The 25117-nt window shown below is 72.4% G+C and carries 26 protein-coding genes and 1 pseudogene; 13 read left to right on the top strand and 14 right to left on the bottom strand.

The genetic code is table 11. The features are described from left to right. Nucleotides 1–291: 291 nt before the first annotated feature. Genes egtA through egtD form a run of 4 tightly spaced genes read left to right on the top strand, consistent with a single transcriptional unit; the run spans nucleotide 292 to nucleotide 4683 of the window. The gene (gene egtA / locus ABZZ79_RS10275; RefSeq protein ID WP_356688470.1) at nucleotides 292–1617 is read left to right on the top strand and encodes an ergothioneine biosynthesis glutamate--cysteine ligase EgtA; all 1326 of its coding nucleotides are present in this window, start codon (nucleotides 292–294) and stop codon (nucleotides 1615–1617) included. Continuing rightward, nucleotides 1614–2933: an ergothioneine biosynthesis protein EgtB gene (egtB, locus tag ABZZ79_RS10270; RefSeq protein WP_356688469.1), complete on the top strand. Its 1320-nt coding sequence runs from the start codon at nucleotides 1614–1616 to the stop codon at nucleotides 2931–2933. The genes egtA and egtB overlap by 4 nt, the downstream gene beginning before the upstream one ends. Then, the gene (egtC, locus tag ABZZ79_RS10265; RefSeq protein ID WP_356688468.1) at nucleotides 2933–3724 is read left to right on the top strand and encodes an ergothioneine biosynthesis protein EgtC; all 792 of its coding nucleotides are present in this window, start codon (nucleotides 2933–2935) and stop codon (nucleotides 3722–3724) included. The genes egtB and egtC overlap by 1 nt, the downstream gene beginning before the upstream one ends. Then, nucleotides 3721–4683, top strand: coding sequence for an L-histidine N(alpha)-methyltransferase (gene egtD, locus ABZZ79_RS10260; RefSeq protein WP_356688467.1), 963 nt, complete (start codon nucleotides 3721–3723; stop codon nucleotides 4681–4683). The genes egtC and egtD overlap by 4 nt, the downstream gene beginning before the upstream one ends. Before the next feature lie 93 nt (nucleotides 4684–4776). On the opposite strand, the gene ABZZ79_RS10255 is transcribed toward egtD, so the two are convergent. After that, the gene (locus ABZZ79_RS10255; protein WP_356688466.1) at nucleotides 4777–6036 is read right to left on the bottom strand and encodes an extracellular solute-binding protein; all 1260 of its coding nucleotides are present in this window, start codon (nucleotides 6034–6036) and stop codon (nucleotides 4777–4779) included. 217 nt (nucleotides 6037–6253) lie between these two features. Here ABZZ79_RS10255 and ABZZ79_RS10250 point away from each other — a divergent pair, with 217 nt between their 5' ends. After that, entirely contained in the window at nucleotides 6254–6469 is a 216-nt protein-coding gene (locus ABZZ79_RS10250; RefSeq protein ID WP_356688465.1) for a dodecin, read from the top strand. A 6-nt stretch (nucleotides 6470–6475) separates the two neighbouring features. On the opposite strand, the gene ABZZ79_RS10245 is transcribed toward ABZZ79_RS10250, so the two are convergent. The 3 genes from ABZZ79_RS10245 to ABZZ79_RS10235 are packed head-to-tail and all read right to left on the bottom strand — an operon-like array spanning nucleotide 6476 to nucleotide 7840. Further along, complete coding sequence (locus tag ABZZ79_RS10245) at nucleotides 6476–6967, bottom strand: hypothetical protein (protein ID WP_356688464.1); 492 nt, start codon at nucleotides 6965–6967, stop codon at nucleotides 6476–6478. A 43-nt stretch (nucleotides 6968–7010) separates the two neighbouring features. Continuing rightward, entirely contained in the window at nucleotides 7011–7598 is a 588-nt protein-coding gene (locus ABZZ79_RS10240; RefSeq protein WP_356688655.1) for a hypothetical protein, read from the bottom strand. Further along, nucleotides 7517–7840: a TROVE domain-containing protein gene (locus ABZZ79_RS10235; RefSeq protein WP_356688649.1), complete on the bottom strand. Its 324-nt coding sequence runs from the start codon at nucleotides 7838–7840 to the stop codon at nucleotides 7517–7519. The genes ABZZ79_RS10240 and ABZZ79_RS10235 overlap by 82 nt, the downstream gene beginning before the upstream one ends. A gap of 174 nt (nucleotides 7841–8014) precedes the next feature. Here ABZZ79_RS10235 and ABZZ79_RS10230 point away from each other — a divergent pair. Then, nucleotides 8015–8302: pseudogene (locus tag ABZZ79_RS10230) on the top strand (ABC transporter); the annotation flags it as partial. Between the two features lie 58 nt (nucleotides 8303–8360). On the opposite strand, the gene ABZZ79_RS10225 reads toward ABZZ79_RS10230, so the two are convergent. The 5 genes from ABZZ79_RS10225 to ABZZ79_RS10205 form a co-directional block, all read right to left on the bottom strand. Further along, the gene (locus tag ABZZ79_RS10225; RefSeq protein WP_356688463.1) at nucleotides 8361–9173 is read right to left on the bottom strand and encodes a lysophospholipid acyltransferase family protein; all 813 of its coding nucleotides are present in this window, start codon (nucleotides 9171–9173) and stop codon (nucleotides 8361–8363) included. Beyond that, nucleotides 9173–9946, bottom strand: a complete 774-nt coding sequence (locus tag ABZZ79_RS10220) for a GNAT family N-acyltransferase (protein WP_356688462.1) — start codon at nucleotides 9944–9946, stop codon at nucleotides 9173–9175. Before ABZZ79_RS10220 ends, ABZZ79_RS10225 begins: the two co-directional genes overlap by 1 nt. A 333-nt stretch (nucleotides 9947–10279) precedes the next feature. Then, nucleotides 10280–11026 carry a succinate dehydrogenase/fumarate reductase iron-sulfur subunit gene (locus ABZZ79_RS10215; protein ID WP_356688461.1) on the bottom strand — a complete coding sequence of 249 codons (747 nt, stop codon included), beginning with the start codon at nucleotides 11024–11026 and terminating at the stop codon, nucleotides 10280–10282. After that, nucleotides 11023–12972, bottom strand: a complete 1950-nt coding sequence (locus tag ABZZ79_RS10210; RefSeq protein ID WP_356688460.1) for a fumarate reductase/succinate dehydrogenase flavoprotein subunit — start codon at nucleotides 12970–12972, stop codon at nucleotides 11023–11025. The genes ABZZ79_RS10215 and ABZZ79_RS10210 overlap by 4 nt, the downstream gene beginning before the upstream one ends. A gap of 2 nt (nucleotides 12973–12974) precedes the next feature. Then, nucleotides 12975–13646: a succinate dehydrogenase gene (locus tag ABZZ79_RS10205; protein WP_356688648.1), complete on the bottom strand. Its 672-nt coding sequence runs from the start codon at nucleotides 13644–13646 to the stop codon at nucleotides 12975–12977. Between the two features lie 120 nt (nucleotides 13647–13766). On the opposite strand from ABZZ79_RS10205, the gene ABZZ79_RS10200 reads away from it, so the two are divergent. Further along, complete coding sequence (locus ABZZ79_RS10200; protein WP_356688459.1) at nucleotides 13767–14648, top strand: LysR substrate-binding domain-containing protein; 882 nt, start codon at nucleotides 13767–13769, stop codon at nucleotides 14646–14648. A 301-nt stretch (nucleotides 14649–14949) separates the two neighbouring features. Here ABZZ79_RS10200 and ABZZ79_RS10195 read toward each other — a convergent pair whose 3' ends face one another. The 3 genes from ABZZ79_RS10195 to ABZZ79_RS10185 all read right to left on the bottom strand — a co-directional run bounded on the left by ABZZ79_RS10195 (nucleotide 14950) and on the right by ABZZ79_RS10185 (nucleotide 19072). Continuing rightward, on the bottom strand, nucleotides 14950–17088 hold the full coding sequence (locus ABZZ79_RS10195; RefSeq protein ID WP_356688458.1) for an EAL domain-containing protein: 2139 nt from the start codon (nucleotides 17086–17088) through the stop codon (nucleotides 14950–14952). After that, nucleotides 17085–17897, bottom strand: coding sequence for an SAM-dependent methyltransferase (locus ABZZ79_RS10190; protein ID WP_356688457.1), 813 nt, complete (start codon nucleotides 17895–17897; stop codon nucleotides 17085–17087). The genes ABZZ79_RS10195 and ABZZ79_RS10190 overlap by 4 nt, the downstream gene beginning before the upstream one ends. A gap of 212 nt (nucleotides 17898–18109) precedes the next feature. Continuing rightward, nucleotides 18110–19072, bottom strand: a complete 963-nt coding sequence (locus ABZZ79_RS10185) for an SCO0930 family lipoprotein (RefSeq protein ID WP_356688647.1) — start codon at nucleotides 19070–19072, stop codon at nucleotides 18110–18112. Between the two features lie 406 nt (nucleotides 19073–19478). On the opposite strand from ABZZ79_RS10185, the gene ABZZ79_RS10180 reads away from it, so the two are divergent. The 4 genes from ABZZ79_RS10180 (at nucleotide 19479) to ABZZ79_RS10165 (ending at nucleotide 21726) form a co-directional block, all read left to right on the top strand. After that, nucleotides 19479–19724 (top strand): hypothetical protein, encoded by a 246-nt coding sequence (locus ABZZ79_RS10180; RefSeq protein ID WP_356688456.1) that lies wholly within the window; start codon nucleotides 19479–19481, stop codon nucleotides 19722–19724. Between the two features lie 70 nt (nucleotides 19725–19794). Next, the gene (locus ABZZ79_RS10175; protein WP_356688455.1) at nucleotides 19795–19923 is read left to right on the top strand and encodes a hypothetical protein; all 129 of its coding nucleotides are present in this window, start codon (nucleotides 19795–19797) and stop codon (nucleotides 19921–19923) included. Nucleotides 19924–19938: 15 nt separating this feature from the next. Continuing rightward, entirely contained in the window at nucleotides 19939–20703 is a 765-nt protein-coding gene (locus tag ABZZ79_RS10170) for a DUF4239 domain-containing protein (RefSeq protein ID WP_356688454.1), read from the top strand. 486 nt (nucleotides 20704–21189) lie between these two features. Further along, entirely contained in the window at nucleotides 21190–21726 is a 537-nt protein-coding gene (locus ABZZ79_RS10165) for a hypothetical protein (RefSeq protein ID WP_356688453.1), read from the top strand. Nucleotides 21727–21820: 94 nt separating this feature from the next. On the opposite strand, the gene ABZZ79_RS10160 is transcribed toward ABZZ79_RS10165, so the two are convergent. Further along, nucleotides 21821–22309: a hypothetical protein gene (locus tag ABZZ79_RS10160; protein WP_356688452.1), complete on the bottom strand. Its 489-nt coding sequence runs from the start codon at nucleotides 22307–22309 to the stop codon at nucleotides 21821–21823. 333 nt (nucleotides 22310–22642) lie between these two features. Here ABZZ79_RS10160 and ABZZ79_RS10155 point away from each other — a divergent pair, with 333 nt between their 5' ends. Continuing rightward, entirely contained in the window at nucleotides 22643–23317 is a 675-nt protein-coding gene (locus tag ABZZ79_RS10155) for a class F sortase (protein ID WP_356688451.1), read from the top strand. A gap of 30 nt (nucleotides 23318–23347) precedes the next feature. Here the strand turns inward: ABZZ79_RS10155 and ABZZ79_RS10150 are convergent, their stop codons facing one another. Continuing rightward, nucleotides 23348–24178: a polysaccharide deacetylase family protein gene (locus tag ABZZ79_RS10150; RefSeq protein ID WP_356688450.1), complete on the bottom strand. Its 831-nt coding sequence runs from the start codon at nucleotides 24176–24178 to the stop codon at nucleotides 23348–23350. A gap of 175 nt (nucleotides 24179–24353) precedes the next feature. Here ABZZ79_RS10150 and ABZZ79_RS10145 point away from each other — a divergent pair, with 175 nt between their 5' ends. Continuing rightward, nucleotides 24354–25112 carry a TylF/MycF/NovP-related O-methyltransferase gene (locus ABZZ79_RS10145; RefSeq protein ID WP_356688449.1) on the top strand — a complete coding sequence of 253 codons (759 nt, stop codon included), beginning with the start codon at nucleotides 24354–24356 and terminating at the stop codon, nucleotides 25110–25112. Nucleotides 25113–25117: the final 5 nt, after the last annotated feature.

Genomic DNA, 25117 nt, shown 5'->3' with positions numbered 1-25117 from the left:
GGACAGGGCGGGCAAAGGATTTTCCGTGCCGCGCCCGCTCGCCCCGGGCAACATTGCGCGAGCGCGGGGAGAACGGACCGGAAACGGACGGAGGCACCTCGGGCCCCGACCCCCGAATCACCTCGGAAGGATCACCGCGAGACCCCGGAATCGGAGGTTCAGCGTCCTGTAAGTCGCGATGGGCGCCCTTGTGCAAATCGTCATGGGGGTCTTGGGTGGGACGGGTGATGCCGGCCGGGAGCCTCAGGGAACCGGGTCGGCGGCATACGGGAATCTCAGGAGGATTCTGGCGTGTCCGATTCGGTAGGCGACTGTACGGGGGACCGTACGGCGATCACGGAGGCAGAGGTCGAGGCGCTCGTCCGCGGCATCTGCTTCAAGACCGGTCCACCCCGCACGGTCGGCGTGGAGGTCGAGTGGCTGGTCCACGAGCCGCTCCGGCCGCAGCACCCGGTGGCATCAGAACGACTCTCCGCGGCGTACGCCGCACTGCGCGCCGTCCCGCTGAACTCGGCGCTCACCGTCGAACCCGGCGGCCAGCTGGAGCTGAGCTCGCCGCCCGCCCCGTCCCTGACGGACGCGGTGGCCCTCGTCTCCGCGGACCTCGCCGCCGTACGGGCGACTCTGCGTGAGGACGGACTCGCGCTCCTCGGTGTCGGCCAGGACCCCTGGCGTCCGCCGCGCCGCTATCTGCACTCCCCGCGCTACGACGCGATGGAGACCTGCCTGGACCGCACCGGCCCCGCGGGCCGGGCCATGATGTGCACCTCGGCGTCCGTCCAGGTGTGCCTCGACGCCGGTTACGAGGAGCCCGGTCCGCTAGGGCTCGGGCGGCGCTGGTGGCTCGCGCACCAGTTGGGCGCGGTGCTGGTGGCCGCGTTCGCCCACTCGCCGCTGGCCGGCCGGAAGGTCACCGGCTGGCGCTCCACCCGGCAGCTGACCTGGACCCGGATCGGCCCCGGCCGGGCGGGCGCGCCCGTGCTCGACGGCGATCCGCGCGCGGCATGGGCCCGCCATGTGCTCGACGCGCCGGTGATGTGCGTCCGCGGGGACGACGGGGCCTGGCAGGTGCCCGAGGGCCTCAGCTTCCGGGAGTGGACTCGCTCGGGCGTGCCGCGGCCGCCCACCCGCGAGGATCTCGACTACCACATCACGACGCTGTTCCCGCCGGTCCGGCCGCGGGGGCATCTGGAACTGCGCATGATCGACGCCCAGCCGGGCGAGGACGGCTGGATCGTGCCGCTCGCGGTGACGACGGCCCTGTTCGACGATCCGGAGGCCGCGGAGACCGCCTACCGGGCGGTGAAGCCGCTGGCCGAGCGGTCGCGGTCGCAGCCCGCCCCGCACAATCCGCTCTGGCGCGACGCGGCCCGCGACGGGCTCGCCGACCCGGAGCTGCGCGAGGTGGCCGAGGTCTGCTTCGCCGCCGCGCTCGACGCGCTGCCCCGGCTCGGGGCGGGACGGGAGATCACCGACGCCGTCGCGGCGTACACCGACCGCTATGTGGCCAGGGGGCGCTGCCCCGCCGACGATCTGCTCGACCGCGTCCATGACACGGACTTCCCCCCGGTCGCCGGGGGCAGGTCCGTGCCGCACGGGAAGGACATCTCCGCATGACCACCGAGCCCGCCCACGACGCCGATGCCCTGCGCGATCGGGCGCTGGTCTCGCTCACCACGGCCCGCGCCCGCACCACGCTGCTGACCAGCTGTGTGGAGGACCCCGACCTGACCGCCCAGCACTCGCCGCTGATGTCGCCGCTGGTGTGGGACCTGGCGCACATCGGCAACCAGGAGGAGCAGTGGCTGCTGCGGGCCGTCGCCGGGCAGGAGGCGATGCGGCCCGAGATCGACGGCCTGTACGACGCCTTCGAGCATCCCCGGGCCGAACGGCCCAGACTGCCGCTGCTGCCGCCCGCCGAGGCCCGCAAGTACGCCGCCGAGGTGCGCGGCCGGGTCCTGGACGTGCTGGAGGGCGCCGCGCTGCACGGCACCCGGCTGACCGAGGCGGGGTTCGTCTTCGGGATGATCGCGCAGCACGAACAGCAGCACGACGAGACGATGTTGATCACCCATCAGCTCCGCACGGGACCGCAGGCCCTGACCGCCCCGGACCCGGAGCCGGTGCCGCTGTTCACCGGACCGGCCGAAGTCCTCGTGCCCGGCGGCCCGTTCACCATGGGCACCTCGACCGAGCCGTGGTCGCTGGACAACGAACGCCCCGCGCACCGGCGCGAGACGGCACCCTTCTGGATCGACACCACGCCGGTCACCAACGGCGCCTATCTCCAGTTCATCGAGGACGGCGGCTACGACTCCGAGCGCTGGTGGACGGCGGAGGGCTGGGCGCATGTGCGCCGAGGCTCCCTGCACGCGCCGCTGTTCTGGCGCCGCGAGGGCGGGCAGTGGCTGCGCCGCCGGTTCGGGGTCACCGAGGTGGTGCCGCCCGAGGAGCCGGTGGTGCACGTGTGCTGGTACGAGGCCGACGCCTACGCCCGCTGGGCCGGTCGGCGGCTGCCCACCGAGACCGAGTGGGAGAAGGCCGCCCGCCTCGACCCGGCCACCGGGCGCTCCCGGCGCTACCCGTGGGGCGACGCCGACCCGGGGCCCGAGCACGCCAACCTCGGCCAGCGCCATCTGCGCCCGGCCCCGGCCGGCAGCTATCCGGCGGGTGAGTCGCCGCTCGGCGTACGGCAGTTGATCGGCGACGTGTGGGAGTGGACGGCGAGCGACTTCCTGCCGTACCCGGGGTTCGCCGCGTTCCCGTACAAGGAGTACTCCGAGGTGTTCTTCGGCCCCGAGTACAAGGTGCTGCGCGGCGGTTCGTTCGCCGTGGACCCGGTCGCCTGCCGGGGCACCTTCCGCAACTGGGACCATCCGATCCGGCGCCAGATCTTCTCCGGGTTCCGCACGGCCCGCTCGGAGGACATCTGATGTGCCGTCATCTGGCCTATCTGGGCGCCGAGTTGCCGATCGGCCGACTGCTGTTCGAGCCACCGCACTCGCTGTACCGGCAGTCCTGGGCGCCCGGACGGCAGCGGCACGGCACCGTGAACGCCGACGGCTTCGGGGTCGGCTGGTACGCCGAGGGCGATCCGGTGCCGGCCCGCTACCGGCGCTTCGGGCCGATCTGGGCCGACACCGGCATCACCGACCTCGCCCGGGTGGTGCGGACGACCGCGCTGATGGCCGCGGTCCGGGACGCGACCGTGCCGAGCGCGGACGGGGAGGCGGCGGCGGCGCCGTTCGCCGAAGACCGCTGGCTGTTCAGCCACAACGGCGCGGTCGCGGGCTGGCCGGACTCGCTGGCCCGGCTCGCCACGGGCCTGCCCCCGGTCGATCTGCTGCGGCTCGCGGCGCGCAGCGACTCCGCGGTCGTCTGGGCGCTCGTCCTGGCCCGGCTCCGGGCCGGCGACGACCTCGGCCGGGCGCTGGGCGACACCGTGCCCGAGGTGGCCGCGGCCGCCCCGGACTCACGGCTGAACCTGCTCCTGACCGACGGCACCGCGATCGCCGCGACGGCCTGGGGCGACAGCCTGTGGTACCGCGCGGAGCCCGGCCGGGGCACGGCCGTGGCCTCCGAGCCGTACGACGACGATCCGCTCTGGCAGGAGGTACCCGACCGCACGCTGCTCGTGGCGACCGCCACGGACGTGCAGCTCTCCGCGCTCAAGGAACCGAGCGACGCCTCGGCCCCCGCGACTCCGAAGGAGCCCCGTACGTGAGCCCGTTCCTTCTCACCCGCCTGCTGGCCGAGGACGCCATGGACGCCGCGCTGCGCGCCGACGTCCTGCACGGTCTGACCGCGCAGCCCAAGACGCTGCCGCCCAAGTGGTTCTACGACGCCCACGGCAGTGACCTGTTCGAGCAGATCACCGAGCTGCCCGAGTACTACCCGACGCGCGCCGAGCGGGAGATCCTGCTCGGCCGGTCCGGCGAGATCGCCGCCGCGCTGCCCGCCCGGACGCTGATCGAGCTCGGCTCGGGGTCGTCCGACAAGACCCGGCATCTGCTGGCCGCGCTGACCTCGCTGGAGAGTTACGTCCCCGTCGACGTCAGCGAGAGCGCCCTCGCGCAGGCCGGGGAGGGGCTCGTTAAGGAGTTCCCGGGGCTTGCCGTGCACGGGCTCATCGCCGACTTCACGGCGGGGATGAGCCTGCCGGACACGCCGGGGCCGCGGCTGCTGGCCTTCCTCGGCGGCACCATCGGCAATCTGCTGCCCGCCGAGCGGGCCGCGTTCCTGGCCTCCGTACGGGCGTTGCTGTCCCCCGGGGACGCGCTGCTGCTCGGCACGGACCTGGTCAAGGACGAGGGGGTGCTGGTCCGGGCGTACGACGACGCGGCCGGGGTGACGGCGGCGTTCAACAAGAACGTGCTGACCGTCGTCGACCGGGAGCTGGGCGCCGACTTCGACCCGGCGGCGTTCGACCACGTGGCGCTGTGGGACGCCGAGCGGGAGTGGATCGAGATGCGGCTGCGCTCGCGGGCCGACCAGACCGTGAAGATCCCGGCGCTCGACCTCGTGGTCCACTTCGCGGCGGGCGAGGAGCTGCGCACGGAGGTGTCGGCGAAGTTCCGCAAGGAGGGCGTGCGGACCGAACTCGCGGCCGCCGGACTCGACCTGAGCCACTGGTGGACGGACTCCGAGGGGCGGTTCGCGCTCTCCCTGAGCACGGCACGGTGAGAGCGCGCACCGGGCGGTCCGGTCCTTGGGCCGCCCGGTGCGGCGCCGGGGCGGCCGACGGAAGTCCGCGGGGCCGCCCGGTGCGGCGCCCGCTCAGGACAGCGACAGCCGGTCGGTGATCTGCTCGGAGGCGCGGCGGGCCTCCGTCGCGGGGTCGGCGCCGCCGAGCACCCGGGTCATGTACGGCTTGATGGGGTTGTCCGCCTCCACCTCGGCCCACTCGGGCGTGGTGGGGGTGGCCCGGCCCTGTGCGGCCCCGGCCGCCATGGCGGCGACGCCCTCCTCTCCCGCGACGGCGTCGGCGAGCGTGGTCTTGTTGGGCACGTAGTTCATGGTGCGGGCCAGGTCGGTGTTCCACTTGGCCCCGGTGAGCGCCTCGACCACCTCGATCGCGCGGTCGCGCACATCGGTGTTCTCGGGTACGACGAGGTCGGAGCCGCCGGTGAACACGGCCCCGGGCTGTGCGGCGGTGCGGCCGGGCACGGGGAAGTAGCCCAGCTTGCCCTCCAGTTCGGGGTTCTGCTGCAGGATCACCCGGGCGAGGCCGGGGACGGCCACGATCTGGGCTATCTCGCCCTTCGCGAACTCGCCCGCCTGGGGCGGGTGTTCCTCGTCCGCGTCGATCGGTCCGTCGCCGAGGGCCTGGAGGCTGCGGTAGTACTCGATGCCCCGCAGAGCCTCCGGGCTGTCCAGTGCGCCCTGCCAGGTGCCCCCGGTGTCCTCGGCCAGCTCGCCGCCCTCGTCCCAGATGAATCCGGCGAGGGTGTACCAGTCCTGTCCGGCCAGGTAGATGCCCTGGTTGCCGTCGGAGTCCAGCTTCTCGGTGACGTCGAGCCACTGTTCGCGGGTCTTGGGCGGCGCGGTGACACCGGCCTCGGCGAAGAGGTCCTTGCGGTAGATCACCACGCGGTTGGCGGCGTACCAGGGGATGCCGTACTGGTGGCCGCGCAGCTTGCCCGGTTCGGCGAGGCCGGGCAGCCACTGCGCGCTCCCCCAGTCGCGCACGGACTCCAGGGTGAGGTCGACGAGTTCGCCGCCGTCGACGTACTGCGGCACCTGCGTGTTGCCGACCTCGATGACATCGGGTCCGGGCTCGGCGTCCTCGCCCTTCGCCTCCAGCGCGGTCTGGACCTTGGCGCCGATGCCGGTCCACTCCTGGATGCGGATGTCGAGGTCGATGTCGGCGTGGGCGCGTTCGAAGTCCTCCGTGAAGCGTTTGAGGTATTCGGCGGAGGCACTGTCCTTCATCAGCCACACGGTGACGGTCTGCCGTTCGGTGCTGCCCGGCAGCAGACCGCATCCCCCGACGAGGGAGGCGGACACGCAGACGAGGGCGAGGAGGCGGCGTTTCACGGGGTCGGTCCTGTTCTGCCTGACGGACAGGGCAAAGGAACCCGACGTGGGGGGACGGGCCGAGGAAGCCCGTACGGGTGAAGCAGGATTTTGGTATGTACCAATGCGGAGGTCAAGGGGCGACAGGTCGACGCCTCGCGCTCCGCCGCCGCCTGGGGCACGGTGGAGTGACGCGCGCCACACGCGGCGCTGCCGTCATCGCAGGAGGAGCACCCGCATGTCGAACCACACCTACCGGGTCACCGAGATCGTCGGAACCTCGCCCGACGGCGTCGACCAGGCCGTCCGCAACGGCATCACCCGCGCCTCGCAGACCCTCCGCAATCTGGACTGGTTCGAGGTCACCCAGGTCAGGGGCCAGATCGAGAACGGCGACATCGCGCACTGGCAGGTCGGTCTCAAGGTCGGCTTCCGCCTGGAGGAGTCGGACTGAGGCCGCTCAGGTCCGCCCCTCGCCCTCCTGGGCCGCCCTGAGCTCGGTCGACGGGGCGGTCCAGCGGGCCCGTACCACCCGGAAGCCCGCCCGTTGGGCGTCCTCGCACACCAGCTCGTCGTCGTCCACCAGCATCCGCACCTCGCGGGTCCGGGCGAGGCGGCGCAGGACCTCCAGCTTGGTGTGCCGGGCGGGCCTGCGGTCGGCGTTGCGCCGCATGTGGAGCCGCCCCTCGGGCAGTCCGTGCGCCGCGAGCCACTCCAGCGTGTCCCGGCGGCAGCGCTCGGGCCGCCCGGTGAGGTACACGACCTCGCATTCCTCGGCGCTCTCCACCGCCAGCGCCACGCCCCGCGGGATCGGCGGGTCCTGGGGCGCGGCCGCGAAGAACGCGTCCCAGTCGCGCGGCCTGGCCTGCAGGAAGCGCTGGCGGTGGGCGGTGTCGGCGAGGGTGTTGTCCAGGTCGAACACGGCGAGCGGCCGTCGGCTGTCGGTGGTCACGCCCTCACCCTAGGCGGGGAACAAGGGCTTCCGGAGCCCGGACTCACTGTTCCCGGGGCCGGCCGGCGTCCACGCCCCGGGACAGCAGGTCCACCATGGTGAACAGCTGGTCGGAGAAGCCGCCGACCTCGTAGCGGTGCGGTGCGCCGCTGTCGATGGACGCCTTGGCGTAGCCGGTGGTGTCGACGCCGAACATCGGCACGTCGGCCGGGACGGCCTCGGACACGGACAGCCGCTTCTTCTGCCAGCCGCGCGGACCCCACTCGCGTGTGCCCGGGCCGCCGTCGCCCGGGTACGCGAAGGCCTGCATGTCGGAGATGATCACCACCCGGTCGTGGCCGCGGTACGCCTGCCTCAGCGAGGCCACGGTCCGAGTGCCCCAGCCGACCTCGCCGACGCGGCCGCAGAACTCCTCGGTCTGGCCCAGCACCCCACGGCCCGGCGCCAGTTCGTGCCGGAAGGCATGGTCCGCGAAGCCCCACAGGTCGACCTCACAGCCACGGGCCGCGAGGGCGACGCCGAACAGGGCGCCGACGTCGATGTGCCGGATCATCGACTTGGCCGAGACCGCGCCCTGCATCGAGCCGGAGGTGTCCACCAGCACCAGCGTGCGGCCCGGCAGCGCGGGCACGTTGGCGGTTGACGCCCGTACGCCGACAGGAACCGGTAGGGGAACTGCCGCGAGCGGCGCACCTCCTCCGGGTCCGCGAGCCGGGCGGCGACCTGCTCGGCGGCCTCGTCGCTCACCCCGGCCTCGTCGAAGTTGCGCAGATTGCGGGTGAGCGCCATCAGGCCCATGGAGCGGATGATGGCCTCCCACGCGGCGGCGTCCATCGGCCCCAGGAGCCAGCCCGCGAGCGACTCCCAGGTCATCCCCGCCCGCGCGAGCTGCCGACGGCCCTGCGGCGAGGCGAGCACCGCGCGGCGCTTCTCGGCCGGCACCGCCATCAGCGCGCGGTGCGCGGTGAGGGTGGCGTCGGAGGCGGGCACTTCGGCGCTCTCCAGATGGTGCCGCCGGTCCAGCGCGTAGCGGAACAGCTCGCCCTGCTGCCCGCCGGGCAGCGGGAGTGGATCCTGTTCACGGACGAGCAGCCGGTCGTCACCGTGCACCCGGTCAGGGAGGCGGACCGCATCCAACGCCCTTACCAGGGCGCGTACATGAGCGCGCGGCGCTATGTGATGAAGGCGTTCTCCGACTCCAGGAGCCCCACACCGCGGGCCAGGGCGGAGCGCTTCCCGGCGGCGCCCTGCGCGCTCTGCGATGGCAGCAGGCTGCGGCCCGACGCGCTCGCGGTGACCTTCGCGGGCCGGACGATCGCCGAGCCGGCCGCGCTGGCGCGGGCGTGGCGCCCGGGGGGCCCGGCCGGAACCGGCACCGGCCCCGGGGGCGCGGCTAGGCCACGAGTGTCGCGTGGGTCCAGTCCGGGCCGCCGCCCACCGTGCCGTGTTCCGCCGCGCGGGCCAGGGTGCGGCGGTCGGGGTGGGACAGGGGGGCGATGGGCGGGTGGACGTCGACCTCGGCGGTCACATGGCGGGTGGTGACCACCCGCCACACCGAGGTGAGCAGGGAGTCGTCGCCGATGAAGGCGGGCAGCGTGGTGGCCGAACCGTCGGTGAGCCGGTAGCGGATACGGACCGGCTGGACGGGGACGCCCGCGTCGAGGGCCGCCTGGAACACCGCCCGCCGGAAGCGGCCCTGGGCGCGGCCGCACCATGTGCTGCCCTCGGGGAAGACGCCGACGGCCGCGCCGGAGCGCAGGGCGTCGGCGAGCAGGGCGACCGTGTCGGGCAGCGCCCGCAGCCGGTCCCGGTCGATGAAGACGGCGCCGCGCGCGGCGAGCGGCCCCGCCACGGGCCAGTCGCGTATCTCCTTCTTGGCCAGCATGCGGGCCGGGCGTACGGCGGCCAGCAGCGGGATGTCGAGCCAGGAGATGTGGTTGGCGACCAGCAGCAGCCCGCCGGTGGACGCGGCGTCGCCGGTGATGCGCAGCCGCACCCCGGCCGAGCGCACGATCCACCGGCACCAGCGCCGCACCAGAGCGGCGGGGATCCGCCCGCCCAGCGGGGACACGACGATCCCGGCGAGGATCAGCCCCACCACCGCCGTGAGCCGCAGCACACCACGTGCCACGGCCACGGCGGACGGCCCGGACGCCGCCACGCACGCGCGCGAGGTGCAGGGCGCGCTGGGCAGCCAGACGCTCATCAGGCCGGGACGAGCGAGAGGAAGTGCTTGAGGTAGCGCGCGTCGACCCGGCGCATCGACAGCAGCACATACAGGTCGGCGACCTTGAAGTCCGCGTCGTACGCGGGCTCGCCGCACACCCAGGCGCCCAGGCGCAGATAGCCGCGCAGCAGGGGCGGCAGCTCGGTGCGGCCCACGGGCCGGGTGACGCCCTCGGCGCTCCAGGGCACCAGCGGCCGTACCTGGAACTCCTCCGGGGCGAGGTGCTTGGCCTTCACCCGGTCCCAGGTGCCGGCCGCGAGAGCGCCGCCGTCGGCGAGGGGCAGCGAGCAGCAGCCCGCGAGCCACTCGTGGCCGCCGTCGACCATGTAGCGGGCGATCCCGGCCCAGATCAGGCCGATGACCGCGCCGTCGCGGTGGTCGGGGTGCACACAGGAGCGGCCGACCTCGACCAGGCCGGGGCGGATGCCGTCCAGCCGCGACAGCTCGAACTCGCCCTGCGAGTACAGCCGCCCGGCGACCGCGGCGCGCTCCGGCGGGAGCAGCCGGTAGGTGCCGACGACCTGGCCGGTCAGGGTGTCCCGGACCAGCAGGTGATCGCAGTAGGCGTCGAACTCGTCGATGTCGAGCCCGGGCTGCGCGGTGGTCAGGTGGGCTCCCATCTCTCCCGCGAAGACCTCGTGACGCAGTCGCTGCGCGGCACGCACGTCGTCCTCGGTGCGGGCCAGGGTGACGGTGTAGCGGGTGGGTGCCGCCTGCTGCGGGGGGCGGTCGAGGGTGGTGACGCCGGACATGGCTCTCTCCTGGGCACGGGCCGGTGGAGCGGGGCTGGGGACACCCCTGTTCTTCCGATACCGGTTGTCGTGTACGTGACCTGTGCCGGGAGAGCGGATGTGAGGATGTTGAATGCCAGGGGCGGGGCGGCGTGACGCGAGACGGGGCCGGGGATGAGCACCGTCCCCGGCCCCGCCCGTCCGCACGTCCTGGCGAACGTTCACATCAAGCCCTCAGGGGCGCGGGGCTGTGCCGATGTGCGGCTGCGCCGCGGGGCGCGGCCGGCCACGGCGCTTCCGCGGCCGAACGACGGCGGAACCCCTACGGCGCCGGCGGGCAGAACCCGCGGGGTGCTACCGCTTGGCCTTGCGCACGGCTCGCAGCCACTCCTTGTTCATGCCCGTGATGGACACCAGCGGAATCCCCTTGGGGCATGCCGTCGCGCACTCACCGGCCAGCGTGCACCCCCCGAAGCCCTCCTCGTCCATCTGCGCCACCATGTCCAGCACCCGCGTCTCCCGCTCGGGCGCCCCCTGCGGCAGCACGTTCAGATGGTTGATCTTGGCAGAGGTGAACAGCATCGCGGCGCCGTTCGGACAGGCCGCCACGCACGCCCCGCATCCGATGCACTCCGCGTGCTCGAAGGCGAGGTCGGCGTCGGGCTTGGGCACCGCGGTGGCGTGCGCCTCCGGGGCGGAGCCGGTGGGCGCGGTGATGTACCCGCCGGCCTGGATGATCCGGTCGAACGCCGACCGGTCGACGACGAGGTCCTTGATCACCGGGAACGCCGACGCCCGCCACGGCTCGACGTCGATCGTGTCGCCGTCCTCGAAGGACCGCATGTGCAGCTGGCAGGTCGTGGTGCGCTCCGGTCCGTGCGCGTCGCCGTTGATCACGAGCGAGCACGCGCCGCAGATGCCCTCGCGGCAGTCGTGGTCGAAGGCCACGGGATCCTCACCGCGCAGGATGAGTTCCTCGTTGAGGGTGTCCAGCATCTCCAGGAAGGACATGTCGGGCGAGATGCCGTCCACCTCGTACGTGGACATGGCGCCGTCGGCGTCGGCGTTCCGCTGCCGCCATACGCGCAGGTTGAGCCTCATGCGTAGCTCCGCTGGGTGGGGTGGACGTACTCGAAGACGAGGTCTTCCTGGTGCAGGACCGGCGCGGTCCCGGTGGCGGTGAACTCCCAGGCGGCCGCGTAGGAGAACTCCTCGTCCCTGCGGGCCGCCTCGCCGTCCGGTGTCTGGGACTCCTCGCGGAAGTGCCCGCCGCAGGACTCGGAGCGGTGCAGCGCGTCGAGGCACATCAGCTCGGCGAGTTCCAGGTAGTCGACGACGCGGTTGGCCTTCTCCAGCGACTGGTTGAACTCCTCGCCGGTTCCGGGCACCTTGATGCGCCGCCAGAACTCCTCGCGGATCTGCGGGATGCGCTCCAATGCCTTGCGCAGTCCGGCGCCATTGCGGGCCATGCCGCAGAACTCCCACATCAGCTCGCCGAGTTCACGGTGGAAGGAGTCGGGGGTGCGGTCTCCGTCGACCGCCAGGAGCAGGTTGAGCCGGTCCTCCGTCTCGGCCAACGCCTCCTGAACGGCGGGGTGTCCGGCGGTGACCGGCTCCTGGCGGGGGTTGCGGGCGAGGTAGTCGTTGATGGTGGACGGCAGCACGAAGTAGCCGTCGGCGAGTCCCTGCATCAGCGCGGACGCGCCCAGCCGGTTCGCGCCGTGGTCGGAGAAGTTGGCCTCGCCGATCGCGAACAGGCCGGGGACGGTGGTCTGGAGGTCGTAGTCGACCCACAGGCCGCCCATCGTGTAGTGCACGGCCGGGTAGATCCGCATCGGCACCTCGTACGGATCCTCGTCGGTGATCCGCTGGTACATGTCGAAGAGGTTGCCGTACTTCGCCTCGACGGCCGCCCGGCCCATCCGCTGGATGGCGTCGGCGAAGTCCAGGTAGACGCCCTGCCCACCGGGACCGACGCCCCGGCCCTCGTCGCAGGCGTTCTTCGCGGCGCGGGAGGCGATGTCTCGCGGCACCAGGTTGCCGAAGGACGGGTAGACGCGCTCCAGGTAGTAGTCGCGCTCGTCCTCGGGGATCCGGTGCGCGGGACGCGTGTCGCCCTTGGCCTTCGGCACCCAGATCCGGCCGTCGTTGCGCAGCGACTCGCTCATCAGCGTCAGCTTGGACTGGTGGTCGCCGGTGCGCGGGATGCAGGTCGGGTGGATCTGTGTGAAGCAGGGGTTGGCGAAGTAGGCGCCGCGCCGGTGGGCCCGCCAGATCGCGGTGGCGTTGGAGTTCATGGCGTTCGTCGACAGATAGAAGACGTTGCCGTAGCCGCCGCTGGCGAGGACGACGGCGTCCGCGAAGTAGGTGTCGACGCGGCCCGTGATCAGGTCCCGCGCCACGATCCCGCGTGCCCGGCCGTCCACGACGATCAGGTCGAGCATCTCGGTGCGCGGATGCAGCTCGACGTTGCCCGCGGCGATCTGCCGGGACAGCGCCTGGTAGGCGCCGAGCAGCAACTGCTGCCCCGTCTGACCGCGGGCGTAGAAGGTGCGCGAGACCTGGACGCCGCCGAAGGAGCGGGTGTCGAGCAGGCCGCCGTACTCGCGGGCGAAGGGCACGCCCTGCGCCACGCACTGGTCGATGATCTCGACGGAGATCTGGGCGAGGCGGTGCACATTGGACTCGCGGGCGCGGAAGTCGCCGCCCTTGACGGTGTCGTAGAAGAGCCGGTGCACCGAGTCGCCGTCGTTGCGGTAGTTCTTCGCCGCGTTGATGCCGCCCTGGGCCGCGATCGAGTGCGCGCGGCGCGGGGAGTCCTGGTAGCAGAACTGGACGACGTGGTAGCCCTGTTCGGCGAGGGTGGCCCCGGCCGAGCCGCCCGCGAGGCCGGTACCGACGACGATCACCGTGTGCTTGCGCCGGTTGGCCGGGTTGACCAGCTTGGCCTCGAAGCGGCGCTTGTCCCAGCGCTCGTCGACGGGCCCGGCGGGCGCCTTGCCGTCGACGACCGGGTCGCCGGTCCGGTAGTGCGTGTAGGGGTTCATCTTCAGCTCACCACTCCGGTCATCACGCCCACGGGCACGGCGATGAAGCCGGCCGTGAGCAGCAGGGCGAGGACGTCGGCGCTCGCCTTCAGGGCGCGGTCACGGGTGCGGCTGCCGACGCCGAGGGTCTGGGCGGCGCTCCAGAAGCCGTGCCGCACATGGAGGCCGACGGCGAGCATCGCCACGATGTAGATCACGTTGCCGTACCAGGTGGAGAAGGTGTCCACCACGTTCTCGTAGGGGTGGCCCTCCTGGAAGCCGCCGGTGTGCACGTGGCCGGTGGTCAGGTCCAGGATGTGCCAGACGATGAACAGGGCGAGGATGATCCCGCCCCAGCGCATGGTCCGGGTGGCGTAGCTCGCCCGGCGCCTGCTGTGCGCGTACCTGCTCGGCCGTGCCCTGATGTCGCGCCGGCTGAGCTGGTAGGCGGAGACGGCGTGCGCGACCACGGCGACGATCAGCACGACGCGGATCAGCCACAGCGTCCATCCGTAGTGCACGAACGGTTCACCGAGCGTGCGCAGCCAGTGGGCGTAGTGGTTGAAGTCCCCGGGACCGAAGAAGATCTTGAGGTTGCCGAAGGCGTGGACGACCAGGTAGAGCAGCATGATCACGCCGCTGACGGCCATCACGGTCTTCTTGCCGACGGAGCTGTCCCAGATGGTGCGCGCCATCGACGGCCGTCGGTCCGTCCGCGTTGCCAGAGCCATGGGTCACGACGTTAGGGCCGCCGGCCCTCATCGGTCCAAGACATGGTCCAGCTCGTTTCCATAGACATTGGCTATGCTGGCTGGGTGCAGTTCCAGCAACTCCAGTACTTCGTGGCGGTCGCCGAGACCCGGCACTTCACCCGGGCCGCCGAGGCGGTCCATGTCGCCCAGCCGTCCCTGTCCCAGCAGATCAAGGCGCTGGAGCGGGAGCTGGGCGCCGATCTGTTCCTGCGGGCGCGCGGCAACATCACGCTGACCGACGCGGGTGAGGCGCTGCTGCCGCTGGCCCGGCGCATCCTCGCGGACGCCGACACCGCCCGGCACGAGGTGCAGGAGCTGGTGCAGCTGCGGCGGGGGCGGGTGCGGCTGGGCGCGACGCCGAGCCTGTGCACGGGGCTGCTGCCGGATGTGCTGCGGGCCTTCCACGACCGGTATCCGGGCATCCGGCTGCTGATCGAGGAGGGCGGCTCGCTCGATCTCGTACGTCAGCTGGCGCGCGGCGCGCTCGATCTCGCACTGGTGGTGCAGCCGCTGCCCACGCCGTCTCCCGCGCTGACGACGGTCGGGCTGCTCCGGGAGGACCTCGTGGTCATCTCCTCGCCGGACTCGCCGTGGCCCGGCGCGCGGCGGACGGTGGCCGTCGCCGATCTGGAGGGGCAGCGGCTGGTGATGTTCCGGCACGGGTACGACCTGCGGGAACTGACCGTCGCCGCGTGCCGCTCCGCGGGGTTCGAGCCGGATTTCGCGGTCGAGGGCGGGGAGATGGACGCGGTGCTGGGGTTCGTGCGGGCCGGGCTGGGGGTGGCGGTCGTTCCGCGGATGGTCGCCGCGCGGTCCGGGCTCGGGCTGCGGGTGACTCCGCTGGCCCGGCCCGGACTTCATCGCACGATCGCGCTCGCGCATCGCAGTGACGTGGCTCCGCCGCGGGCGGCGCGGGAGTTGCAGCGGATGCTGTTGGAACGGTGACGGTTTCGCCGGGGGGGTGCGCTTGGTTTCGGGCTTTCCGTTCGCTGTGGTGTTCGCGCAGTTCCCCGCGCCCCTTCAGGGCGTTGTGGCGGGGGCCGTACATCGGTACAGCTCCGCCCCCTCAGGGCGTTGTGGCGGAGCCGCATGCCGGTAGAGCCACGCGTCCCTTCAGGGCGTTGCGGCGGGGCGCAGACCGATACAGCGACGCGCTCGCCCGCCGGCCGCATCGGGGTTTTGCGGCGGGGCCGCGATGTCGGTACGGCCCCGCGCCCCTTCAGGGCCCCCTCCAGGGTGGCCCGCCTCACCCCGTCGCGTCTGCCAGGGCCAGTTCGTGCAGGCGTTCCGGTGGGCCCGGGCGGGCGTAGTACCAGCCCTGGGCCGTGTCGCAGCCGAGTATGCGGAGCTGTTCCGCCTGGGCTCCCGTCTCGACGCCCTCGACCGTGACCGCGAGGTCGAGGCTGTGGGCGAGGGAGACGATGCCCTCCACGATCTTGAGGTCGACCGGGTCGGCCGGGAACCGCTGCATGCTCTGGGTGAAGGAGCGGTCCAGTTTGAGGACGCTCACCGGAAGGCGGCGCAGGTTGGCCAGGTTCGAGTAGCCGGTGCCGAAGTCGTCCAGGGCGATGTCCACGCCCATCTCCGCCAGCCGGCGCAGCGGCTTGAGCAGGTCGTCGTCGGCGCCGATCAGGGCCGACTCGGTGACCTCCAGGCAGAGGGCATCGGGAGTGACGCCGGCGGCCTCCAGGATGTCCACGGTGTCCTGGACCAGGCGCGGGTGACTGAGCTGGCAGGGCGAGAGGTTGACGTTGATGCGCAACGGGCCGCCCCCGGCATGCCGTTCGCGCCACTCGCGGGCCTGGCGGACCGACTGCTCCAGCACCCAGCGGCCCAACGGCACGATGAGGCCGGTGTGTTCGGCGAGCGGGATGAAGCGGTCCGGGCCGAGGACGCCGTGCTGCGGGTGCAGCCAGCGCACCAGGGCCTCGGCACCCCGGACACTGCCGTCCCCGAGGTGGACGATGGGCTGGTACTCGATGAAGAACTCGCCGTGTTCCAGGGCGGTGGGCAGCGCCGTGGTCAGGCCGTGCCGGGTGATCGCGCGGGCGTCGGCCTCGGGGTCGGCCAGCTCGAAGCGGTTGCCGCCCGCCGACTTGGCCCGGTACATGGTGATGTCGGCGCTGCGCAGCACCTCCGCCGCGCTGCGCTCGCCGCCCGCCGGGCCCTCGACGACGCCGATGCTGCCGCGCACGGTGAGCTCGCGGCCCTCGATGCGGACCGGGGCGAGCAGCGCGTTCATGATGCGGGCGGCCAGTTCGTCGACCTCGTGCCGGGTGTCCTGGCCGGTCGTCAGCGCCACGAACTCGTCACCGCCCAGACGGGCGACCATCTCGCCCGGCGCGGTGGCGCAGGACTGCAGCCGGTCGGCGATCTCCACGAGCAGCCGGTCGCCGGCCGCGTGGCCGAGGCTGTCGTTGATGGTCTTGAAGCCGTCCAGGTCGAGGTAGCACAGGCCGAAGCGCTGGCCGGGCGCGGCGGCGAGGGCCTTCTCCAGGCGCTCGAAGAACAGGGTGCGGTTGGGCAGGCCGGTCAGGGCGTCGTGGGTGGCCTCGTAGCGCAGCCGCAGGTTGAGCAGCCGGCGCTCGGTGGTGTCCTCCATCAGTGCCAGCTGGTACTGCGGGCGTCCCTCGGGGTCGCGCAGCAGGGACACCGTGAGGTTGGTCCACAGCACGGTGCCGTCAGGGCGGTAGAAGGCCTTCTCGACGTGGTAGTGCTCGCGCTCGCCGCGCACCAGTTCCTCGTACAGCGGCCACACCTGCGGGGCGTCCTCGGCGTGCGTCCAGTCGCGGACGTTGCGGCCGCGGATGTTCTGCTCGAAGCCACCGAACATGCGCAGCAGCGCGTCGTTGACCTCCAGGATGTTGCCGTCCAGGTCGGCGATGCCGATCCCTATGGCCGCGCCCTCGAACACCGCGCGGAAGCGGGCCTCGCTGGCGTGCAGGGCCTGGGCCACGACACCCTGGGCGCGCAGCGCGGCCTGGGCGATGGACTCCTGCTCGGCGAGGGTGCGTTCGCGCAGTTCCTGGGCGAAGCCGGCGGCCATGGCGTGCTGGAGCCGCGCGGAACGCGCCCGCAGGTCCTCCTGGACGCCGTCCTCGCCGCAGTAGAGCACCAGGTAGGCGTCGACGCAGTCGAGGGTGCGGCTGAGCGCCTCGGGGTCGGTGCAGTGCACGTCGACGAGGGCGGCGCCGACCGCCCGGCCCGCGGCCGCGTCGAACGCCCTGGCACGCAGCGCCTCGCTCAACCGCCGGGCGAGCGGACGCAGTTGCGTCTCGAATTCGGGCCGGGTCAACGACGTCGCGGTGACCGGGAACACGGCCCGGCTCCAGATCGTCGCGAACCGGCGCAGTCTGTCCTCCGGCCCGTCCGGTTCCGCGGTCACGCCGTACGCCCCACGCCCGCGAAACCGGAGAACGCGTAAGGATCCTCGTCCTGCGGTGCGGTGTCGGGCCGCCAGTGCGGCATCGCCACCAGTCCGGGTTCCACCATGTCGTACCCCTCGAAGAACCGCGCGATCTCGTCGCGCGAGCGCATGATCAGCGGGTTGCGAATGTCCCTGTACACGTCCACCGCACCCTCGGCCCGCTCGGCGGGGACCGGGATTCCCTCGTACGAGGCGTGCGTGAGCACCAGCATGCTGCCGGGGGCGAGCGCGTCGCGCAGCCCGGCCACCGCTCCGTACGGGTCGTCCGTGTCTTCCACGAAGTGCAGTATGGCAACCAGAAGCAGCGCGACCGGTCGGTTCAGGTCGATCAGTCGCCCCACTTCGGGACTTCCGAGGATGTCCTGGGGCTTCCTGAGGTCGGCGGCGACGACGTCCGTTTGCTCGTTGCCCGCGAGCACCGCCCGGCTGTGCGCGACGGCGACCGGGTCGTTGTCGACGTAGACCACGTGCGCGTCGGGACGGACGGTCCGGGCGACCTCATGGACGGCCCCGTGCGTAGGGATGCCCGAACCGATGTCGAGGAACTGCGTGATGCCCTCGCCGGCCGCGTGCCGCACCGCGCGGCGCATGAAAGCCCGGTTAGCCTGCATGATCTTGGGCAGGCCCGGCATGAACTCCATCGCCTTTCGAGCGGCTTCCCGGTCGACCTCGAAGTTGTGCGAACCGCCGAGGTAATAGTCGTAGATCCGGGAAACGCTCGGCACCGAGATGTCGATGCTCCGTGGGGCCCAGGCGGGACGCTCCATCTATCTCTCCAAGGCGTTGGCGATCCGGTGTTCGAGCAGAGGCTACTGATCGCCCGCCAAAGGAGCGAGCCGAAACGGAAATTGACCATCCGTTCCCGGTCACTGCCTGTGGCACGTGCCGAATTGACGCGTGCGGTAAACCATTGCAAACACACCAAAGCGGTCCGCCCCTCCGAGGGGGCGGAGGGACGGACCACTGGGGGCAGGCCTGGCTACTCCTTGGGAGCGCCGATCGGCTTGCCTTCGGGCGACACGGCATACCACGTGCCGCCCACGCCCTGACCGTTGGTGTCGCCGGGCGCCTTGTCACCGGCGAAGGTGTAGATCGGCCAGCAGTTGACCGTCTGCTGCTTGGCCCCGTCGGGACGGGTGAAGCTCATCAGGCCCTTCTTCTGCACGCCCTTGGTGTCGTTGGCGGCGACGGGCTCGACGACCGGCCACTTCTCCAGGCAGGCGCCGACACAGGCGGAGACCGGCTTCGGCCAGGCCTCGTCCTTCATGAACCGGTAGACGGTCATGCCGTTGCCGTCCACGACGATCTCCCCCAGCTTGGGGTCCTCGCGGGTGGACAGACCCGGCAGATCGGTCAGCTTGGCCTTCTTGCCGTCGGGGGCCAGCGCGTACCAGGTGCCGCCGACGCCCTGGCCGTTGGTGTCGCCGGGCTGGGCGTCCTTGGCGTAGCGGTAGGCGGGCCAGCCGCCGACGGTGAGCTGCTTGGTGCCGTCGGGGCGGGTGACCTCGCCCAGCAGGGCCGGGTCGACGCCCTCGCCGGCGGCGGCGTCGTCGGACAGGACCGGCGGCCAGGCGGTGGCGCAGTCGCCCGCGCAGTTCGTCTTCGGCGGCTCCGCGGTGTCCTGGTCGAAGCGGTACAGGGTGCGGCCCGCGCTGTCGGTGAGCACCTCGCCCAGTTCGGCGTTGGCGGAGACGGCGAGCTTGCCGCCGCCCTCGGCGGACTGTCCGGCGGCATCGGCCCCGTCGGCCTGTCCGTCCTGCGCGCCTCCGGCACCGGTGTTGTACCCGCCGCCCGCGTCCGCCCCGTATCCACCGGCCGGCACGGTCGCACCCACGTTCTGGCTGCCCGTACCGTCCGCCTTTTCCTGACCGCACGCCGTCGTCAGCGCCAGCACGGCCACGGCGCTCGCCACGATCGAGGCGCTCCGCCAGGAGGTCTTCATCGTCAACTCCCCATGATTCCAAGGCTGTTGCGACGGACTGCTGCCGCCGCCGCACGGCATGGAGTACGCAGGGGGGCGGGCCGGTGTTCAGTCCGGCGGGGATTTCTTTTCGGAAGTCCGTCAACGCCGTTCAAACCTCCCCGCCCACCACATCCCCCGTTCGGGGCAATCCCCTCCGGGTCAGGGCATGGCGGGCCGCGGGAGGGCTCAGGATCTCGGTCGTGCATCGAGCCGAACCGACCCGTCGCGCGGTCGCCGTGCGGGTGTTGGCCGTGGCGGCGCTGTCCTGGGCCCTGGCGGGCCTGCCGGTCCACGACGCGGCCGCCGACGCGTGCGCCTTCGCGTCCTCCGGGCCCGGCGGCACGGTGGCGGTCGCGGTCGCGGGCGGCCGGACCTGGCCGACGCCGTGCCCCGAGCCGACGCCTCCCCCGCCGTGCCCGGAACCCACGCCCACACCCACACCCACGCCCACCCCGACGCCCACACCCACCCCCACACCCACGCCGACCCCTCCCGAACCGACGCCGACGCCGACGCCCCCTCCCACGCCCGCTCCGGAGCCGCCCCCTCCGCCCAAGCCCCGTCCGCGGCCCACGCCCCCGGCGCTGCCGCCCCCGGCTCCGGCACCCCCGCCGCCCCCTCCCACGCCTAAGCCGACTCCCACCCCCACGCCGCCACCCGAGCCGAAGCCGAGCCCCACGCCGCGCCCCTCGGCGACCCCGGTGAGCTACCCGCCGTACAAGGCGCCGCGCCAGCAGCGCGTCGCACACGACGGCACCTCGCCGCTCACCTTCGTCCTGCTCATCACCGTTCCCGCGGTGATCGCCGTGGCCGCCCTGCGGGCGCGCTGACCCTGGAGGCTCCTTTTGCCGGAATGGCTTGTTCTCACCCTCGCGATGCTCGCCGCGTGCGCGGTGGTCGTCGCGATCACCCTGCTGCGCAACCGCGCGGCGCGCGACGACGAGGACCCCAGCGAAACCCCCGACGTCATCGAGTACATGACGATGTGGATCGGCGTGGTGTACGCCATCGTGCTGGGTCTCGCCATCGCGGGCGTCTGGGAGGCGCGCAGCGGCGCCCAGGAGCAGGTGCGGGCCGAGGCCCAGGCGCTGCACGAGGTCTCGGAGCGGGTCCGGGTCTATCCGGCCGACGTCCGTGACCGGATCCGGGAGGATGTCAACGCCTATGTCGGACACGTCGTGCACACCGAGTGGAAGCACATGGCCGACCACGGCGAGGTGAGCGAGCGGGGCGAGGAACTGCTGGCGCGCATCCGCAGGGACGTCACCGACTACGAGCCCCGCAACGACTTCGAGGCCCAGGCCTACCAGCCGCTGGTGGACCAGGTCGCCGCCGCCGACCAGGCCCGCAGCTCCCGGGCCACCTCGATCGGGGCGACGATGCCGGGGGTGGTGTGGTTCGGGCTGCTCGCGGGGGCCGTGATCACCGTCGGCATGGTGCTGGCCCTGCAGATCCGGCGGACCCCGCGCGAACTCGTCCTCGCCGGGCTGTTCTCCGCGCTCATCGCCTTCCTGCTGTTCCTCATCTGGGACTTCGACGCGCCCTACAGCCGGGGCATCACGGCCTCGGCGGAGCCGTTCCGGCATCTGTTCCCGGCCGTACGGGACTGACGGCCGAAGGATGCGGGGCGTCTGTTCCCGGCCGTACGGGACTGACGGCCCGAAGGATGCGGGGCGGCCTCACCGCAGTCGCCACACGGCCGGGCCCGGCGAGGCCCGCGCATGGACGGCCCGAAGGTCCCGAGGCCGCCTCACCCGCCACCCGCCACCCGCACACGACCGGCCCCGGCGAAGTCCCGCGCACGAACGGCCCGCCCGCCCCGGCTCCCGGGGCGCCGCCCGCCCCGCCCCGCCCGCCCCGCCCGTACACAGTCGGCGCACGGACACGGCGGCGGGCTGACGCCCCTTCACCGTCCGCGGGCCCGCCGGCGGCCGCCACGCCGTCGCCGTCCCCCGCCCGGCGCACACACGTGCCCCATTCGCCCGACTGCGTTCGCGCACCTGTGCGCACCTTCCTAGCGTTTCGGTCATCGAGGTGCATTTCTGGCGCAAGCGGAAAAGGTCCGCAGCTGCTCCTCGGGGACCGGAGGATTGACCATGCGCGCGATACGCGTCGCCTCGGCCGCACTGCTGGGCGCAACCGCTCTCGCCTGCTTCGCGCCGGCCGCCGCCGCGAAGGGCGACCACGACATCACGCCGTTCGGCTTCAGCGTCCTGCCCTCGACCATCGCCGCCGGCGGCCAGGTCACCCTGCGCGTGGACCGCGACGGCGGCTGCCGGGGCACGGTCACGGTGACCTCCGGCGTCTTCGACACCGTGAGCATCACACCGCACCATTCCTCGGCCACGGCGACGGTCGACTGGGACGCGAAACCCGGGGTGATGTACCGGGTGACGTTCACCTGTGACGGGGTGAGCGGCTCCACGGACCTGACCATCGCCGGCGGCCGCCCGATCGGCCCCACCGCGCTGCCGCTCACGCCGCCGTACGGTGTGCACGCCGGTGAGGGCGGCACCATCGGCGGGTTCGATCTCAAGGAGATCGGGCTCGGCGCCGCGCTGATCGCGGGCTCGATCGGGGCGGCGTACCACTTCTCCCGCCGTCGCACGGGCGAGGAGGGCGAGGGCGCCTGACGGCCCCCGCGCCCGCAACGGGTCGGCCCCGGATCCTGGGATCCGGGGCCGACCCGTTGCCGCCGTGCGCCACGTCCGCAGGGAGCGGACGGTGTCAGGCGCGCTTCTCGGCGCGGCGGCGCATCCAGAACACACCGCCGCCGATGGCGGCCAGCGCCACCAGACCGCCGCCGATGGCCATGTCGGTCGGGGTGGCGCCGCTGGTGCTGGAGCCGCCGAGACCGCCGCGGACACCGCCGATGACGGTGAACGCCGCGTCGCGCGTCAGCGGCTGACGGCCGGTGCAGTTGACGGTGATGCTGTACGACCCGGGGGCCGCGTCGCTGTTGATGGTGGCGGTGCCCTTCGACGTCTCGTTGGCGCCGTTGATGGGCGTCAGGCGGGTCGACGGGAAGGCACCGGAGGTCGCGGTACCACCCTGGGGGCAGCCGTCGACGGTGATGGTCATCTGGCCGCCGCGCGCGATGACGCTGGGCAGGGCGACGATGTTGCTGGCACTGTCCCACGCGACGGCCGCGGGGGCGGCGAGCCCGAGAGCTGCGACCGCTGCGGCGGAGACCGCCAGAGCACGAGAGTTGCGCATGTGATCCTCCGCGGAAGGCGCCCCGGGGCCCGTCCCCGGTCGATCGGCGAGAAAACGCCTCCCGGAACGACCCTCAGATGCCATGCGGACGACCGCATTTCGGCAATGGTCCGTCCTGGTGAGGCAACACGCCGGGAGAGAACCGCACAAACGGATATTGCCGCAGGTCACGGACCGTCAGAAAATTCCTGTTCCGCGCTACTCGGATGGCGCACCGGCCGCCCCCCGCTTAACCCGTTCGTCTCTCCCCCGTCGCCGGTTTCGTGTGCGGCGCTTAGCGTTCCCGTATGCGCGAAATGACGTGGCGACGGCCGCGTCGAGAGGGGATGGCGAATGTCTGCGTCCGAGCTGGCCGAGTTGGCCGAAGAGGAGGAGCGGCGGAAGAAGCGCGCCCCTTGGGGCGTGATAGCGCTTGTTCTGCTGACCGGCCTCGCGCTCATTCGCAACGGGTCCGGGGAATTCGACGTGGGTCCGCCGCAGCCCGCGTCCGCGGCGGCCGCCGACAGCCGCACGGCGGTGGGCGGCACCTTCGGCCGGAGCCCGGACCCGCTGCCGTACGGCGTGCCGGACCGGGTGCGGATCCCGGCGATCCGGGTCGACGCGCCCATGCTGGCCGTCGGTCTGGACGCGGACGGCTGGGTGGGCGCGCCGCCGCCGGAGGACCCCAATCTGGCGGGCTGGTTCACCGGTGCCGTCTCCCCCGGCGAGAAAGGCACGGCGGTGGTCGTCGGGCACGTGGACAACAAACAGGGCCCGGCGGTCTTCTACGGCCTCGGGGCCCTGAAGAAGGGAAATCTCGTCGAGGTCGCCCGCAAGGACGGCAAGACGGCCGTGTTCGAGATCTACGGCATCGAGGTGTTCGAGAAGAACAACTTCCCCGGCGACCGTGTCTACGCCTCCAAGGGCGCCCCCGAATTGCGGGTCATCACCTGCGGCGGCGGTTTCTCCCAGCAGAACGGTTACGACGGGAACGTGGTCGCCTTCGCCCGCCTGGTCGAGGTCCGCTGAGCGGATCCCCGGCCGGGCGGGCGCCGGGCGTCAGACCTGCTGCCGACTCGGCACGGTGATGTGGTAGCCGGCGTCCAGCAGTTGCGGCAGATAGGTGCGCAGCGCCCGAACGGTCTGGGAGCGGTCTCCCCCGGCGTCGTGCGAGAGCACCACGACGCCGGGGCCGGCGCCGTTCTCGACGCGGCGCGTGATGGCGCGGGTGCCGGGGGTCGTCCAGTCGCGGGAGTCCACGGTCCACGCGAGCGGCTCCATGCCGAGCTCGGCGCCGATCTGGAAGACGGCGCGGTTCCAGGCGCCGTAGGGGGCGCGGAACCACTCGGGCCGTTCGCCGATGGCCTCCTCGATGACGTCGCAGGTACGTTTCATCTCAGAGTGGACAAGGGATCGGGAGAGCTGCGTCAGCAGCGGATGCGACCAGGTGTGGTTCCCCACGACGTGGCCCTCGTCGGCCGTCCGCTCCAGCAGGTCCGGACGGGCGGAGGCCATTTGCCCGCACACGAAGAACATCGCCCGGACGTCGTACTCGCTCAGGGTGTCGAGGATGTCGGGGGTGTAGCGGGGATCGGGACCGTCGTCGAAGGTCAGCACCATCGTCCGGCCGCGGCCCGCGATCCGCAGCAGCGGCTCGTGGCGCACCAGCGTCCTGACGGGCGCGGCTCGCGGGGGCCCGTAGCCGGTGAGCGGCTGAAGCCGGTAGGCGGAGGGCTTGAGGGGAACGCGGCGGGCGGGGGCGCCCGCCACGGGGGCGGGGGCGGCGGACTCGCCGCCCAGCGCGAACAGACCGGCCGTACCGGCCGCACCTGCGGCAGCCGCACCGGCGATCAACACCCGGCGTCTGGTGAACAACTGATCCTTCTTCATGACTCATCAGTCGCCCGGGCAGGCTCCGACGCACCCCGGCAACACCGGTGCGGCGGTACGAATCCACTCACTCGGCCCACGACGGGGAACCGGCTGCGGCCCTCCGGTGGAAGCCGCCGCGACACGAGCGCGCACCGGCACGCCGGTCACCCCGCCGCACATAGCGTCTGACGTCATGTCATGGAAACGAAGGGCGAACGCGGCACTGGGACGCCTCACGGGATTCGAGATCCATCGCGCTGCCCCGGATCCGGCGCACGACTACCCGGCGGACTACGACGAGGAGGCCAAGGCGGTGATCGACGCCGTGCGGCCGTACTCCATGACGCCTCCCGAGCGGATCAACGCGCTCGTCCTGGCGACCCGGTACGTCGTGCGCCACCGCATCCCGGGCGCCGTGGTGGAGTGCGGAGTCTGGCGGGGCGGCAGCATGCACGCCGTGGCCCGCACCCTCCTCTCGCTCGGTGCTCCCGACCGCGATCTGTTTCTGTTCGACACGTTCGTGGGCATGCCGCCGCCCAGCGAGCACGACCGCAGCCGGGACGGGGAGCCGGCCGCCCGTCTGCTCGCCGAGTCGGAGGAGGGCAGTCTGATCCGGGCCGTGGCGAGCCTGGAGGACGTCAAGTCGGCCTTCGGCCGCATCCCTTATCCGAAGGAGCGGATCCACTACGTCCAGGGCCTCGTCGAGGAGACCGTGCCCGGCGGCGCGCCCGAGCAGATCTCGATCCTGCGGCTGGACACGGACTGGTACGCCTCCACCCGGCACGAGCTGGAGCATCTCTATCCGCGTCTGGTCTCCGGGGGCGTCCTGCTCATCGACGACTACGGCACCTGGCAGGGGGCGCGCCAGGCGGTGGACGAGTTCCTGGAACGGACCGGGGAACGGCTGCTGCTGCTGCGGATGGACGAGGGGCGGATCGCGGTCAAGCCGTGAGCGGG

The sequence above is a fragment of the Streptomyces sp. NPDC006458 genome (assembly GCF_040612135.1).
Classification (GTDB): domain Bacteria; phylum Actinomycetota; class Actinomycetes; order Streptomycetales; family Streptomycetaceae; genus Streptomyces.
This window is presented reverse-complemented; position numbering and strand designations above follow the sequence as displayed.

What these genes read in the sequence shown, in the direction of transcription:
- ABZZ79_RS10210 (WP_356688460.1), bottom strand. Translation starts at nt 12,972, where the DNA reads ATGAACCCCTACACGCACTACCGGACCGGCGACCCGGTCGTCGACGGC.
- ABZZ79_RS10145 (WP_356688449.1), top strand. Translation starts at nt 24,354, where the DNA reads ATGTCATGGAAACGAAGGGCGAACGCGGCACTGGGACGCCTCACGGGA.
- ABZZ79_RS10250 (WP_356688465.1), top strand. Translation starts at nt 6,254, where the DNA reads ATGTCGAACCACACCTACCGGGTCACCGAGATCGTCGGAACCTCGCCC.
- ABZZ79_RS10215 (WP_356688461.1), bottom strand. Translation starts at nt 11,026, where the DNA reads ATGAGGCTCAACCTGCGCGTATGGCGGCAGCGGAACGCCGACGCCGAC.
- ABZZ79_RS10160 (WP_356688452.1), bottom strand. Translation starts at nt 22,309, where the DNA reads ATGCGCAACTCTCGTGCTCTGGCGGTCTCCGCCGCAGCGGTCGCAGCT.
- egtC (WP_356688468.1), top strand. Translation starts at nt 2,933, where the DNA reads ATGTGCCGTCATCTGGCCTATCTGGGCGCCGAGTTGCCGATCGGCCGA.
- ABZZ79_RS10225 (WP_356688463.1), bottom strand. Translation starts at nt 9,173, where the DNA reads ATGAGCGTCTGGCTGCCCAGCGCGCCCTGCACCTCGCGCGCGTGCGTG.
- ABZZ79_RS10205 (WP_356688648.1), bottom strand. Translation starts at nt 13,646, where the DNA reads ATGGCGCGCACCATCTGGGACAGCTCCGTCGGCAAGAAGACCGTGATG.
- ABZZ79_RS10190 (WP_356688457.1), bottom strand. Translation starts at nt 17,897, where the DNA reads ATGGAGCGTCCCGCCTGGGCCCCACGGAGCATCGACATCTCGGTGCCG.
- egtB (WP_356688469.1), top strand. Translation starts at nt 1,614, where the DNA reads ATGACCACCGAGCCCGCCCACGACGCCGATGCCCTGCGCGATCGGGCG.
- ABZZ79_RS10220 (WP_356688462.1), bottom strand. Translation starts at nt 9,946, where the DNA reads ATGTCCGGCGTCACCACCCTCGACCGCCCCCCGCAGCAGGCGGCACCC.
- ABZZ79_RS10150 (WP_356688450.1), bottom strand. Translation starts at nt 24,178, where the DNA reads ATGAAGAAGGATCAGTTGTTCACCAGACGCCGGGTGTTGATCGCCGGT.
- ABZZ79_RS10155 (WP_356688451.1), top strand. Translation starts at nt 22,643, where the DNA reads ATGTCTGCGTCCGAGCTGGCCGAGTTGGCCGAAGAGGAGGAGCGGCGG.
- ABZZ79_RS10165 (WP_356688453.1), top strand. Translation starts at nt 21,190, where the DNA reads ATGCGCGCGATACGCGTCGCCTCGGCCGCACTGCTGGGCGCAACCGCT.
- ABZZ79_RS10235 (WP_356688649.1), bottom strand. Translation starts at nt 7,840, where the DNA reads ATGACCTGGGAGTCGCTCGCGGGCTGGCTCCTGGGGCCGATGGACGCC.
- ABZZ79_RS10185 (WP_356688647.1), bottom strand. Translation starts at nt 19,072, where the DNA reads ATGAAGACCTCCTGGCGGAGCGCCTCGATCGTGGCGAGCGCCGTGGCC.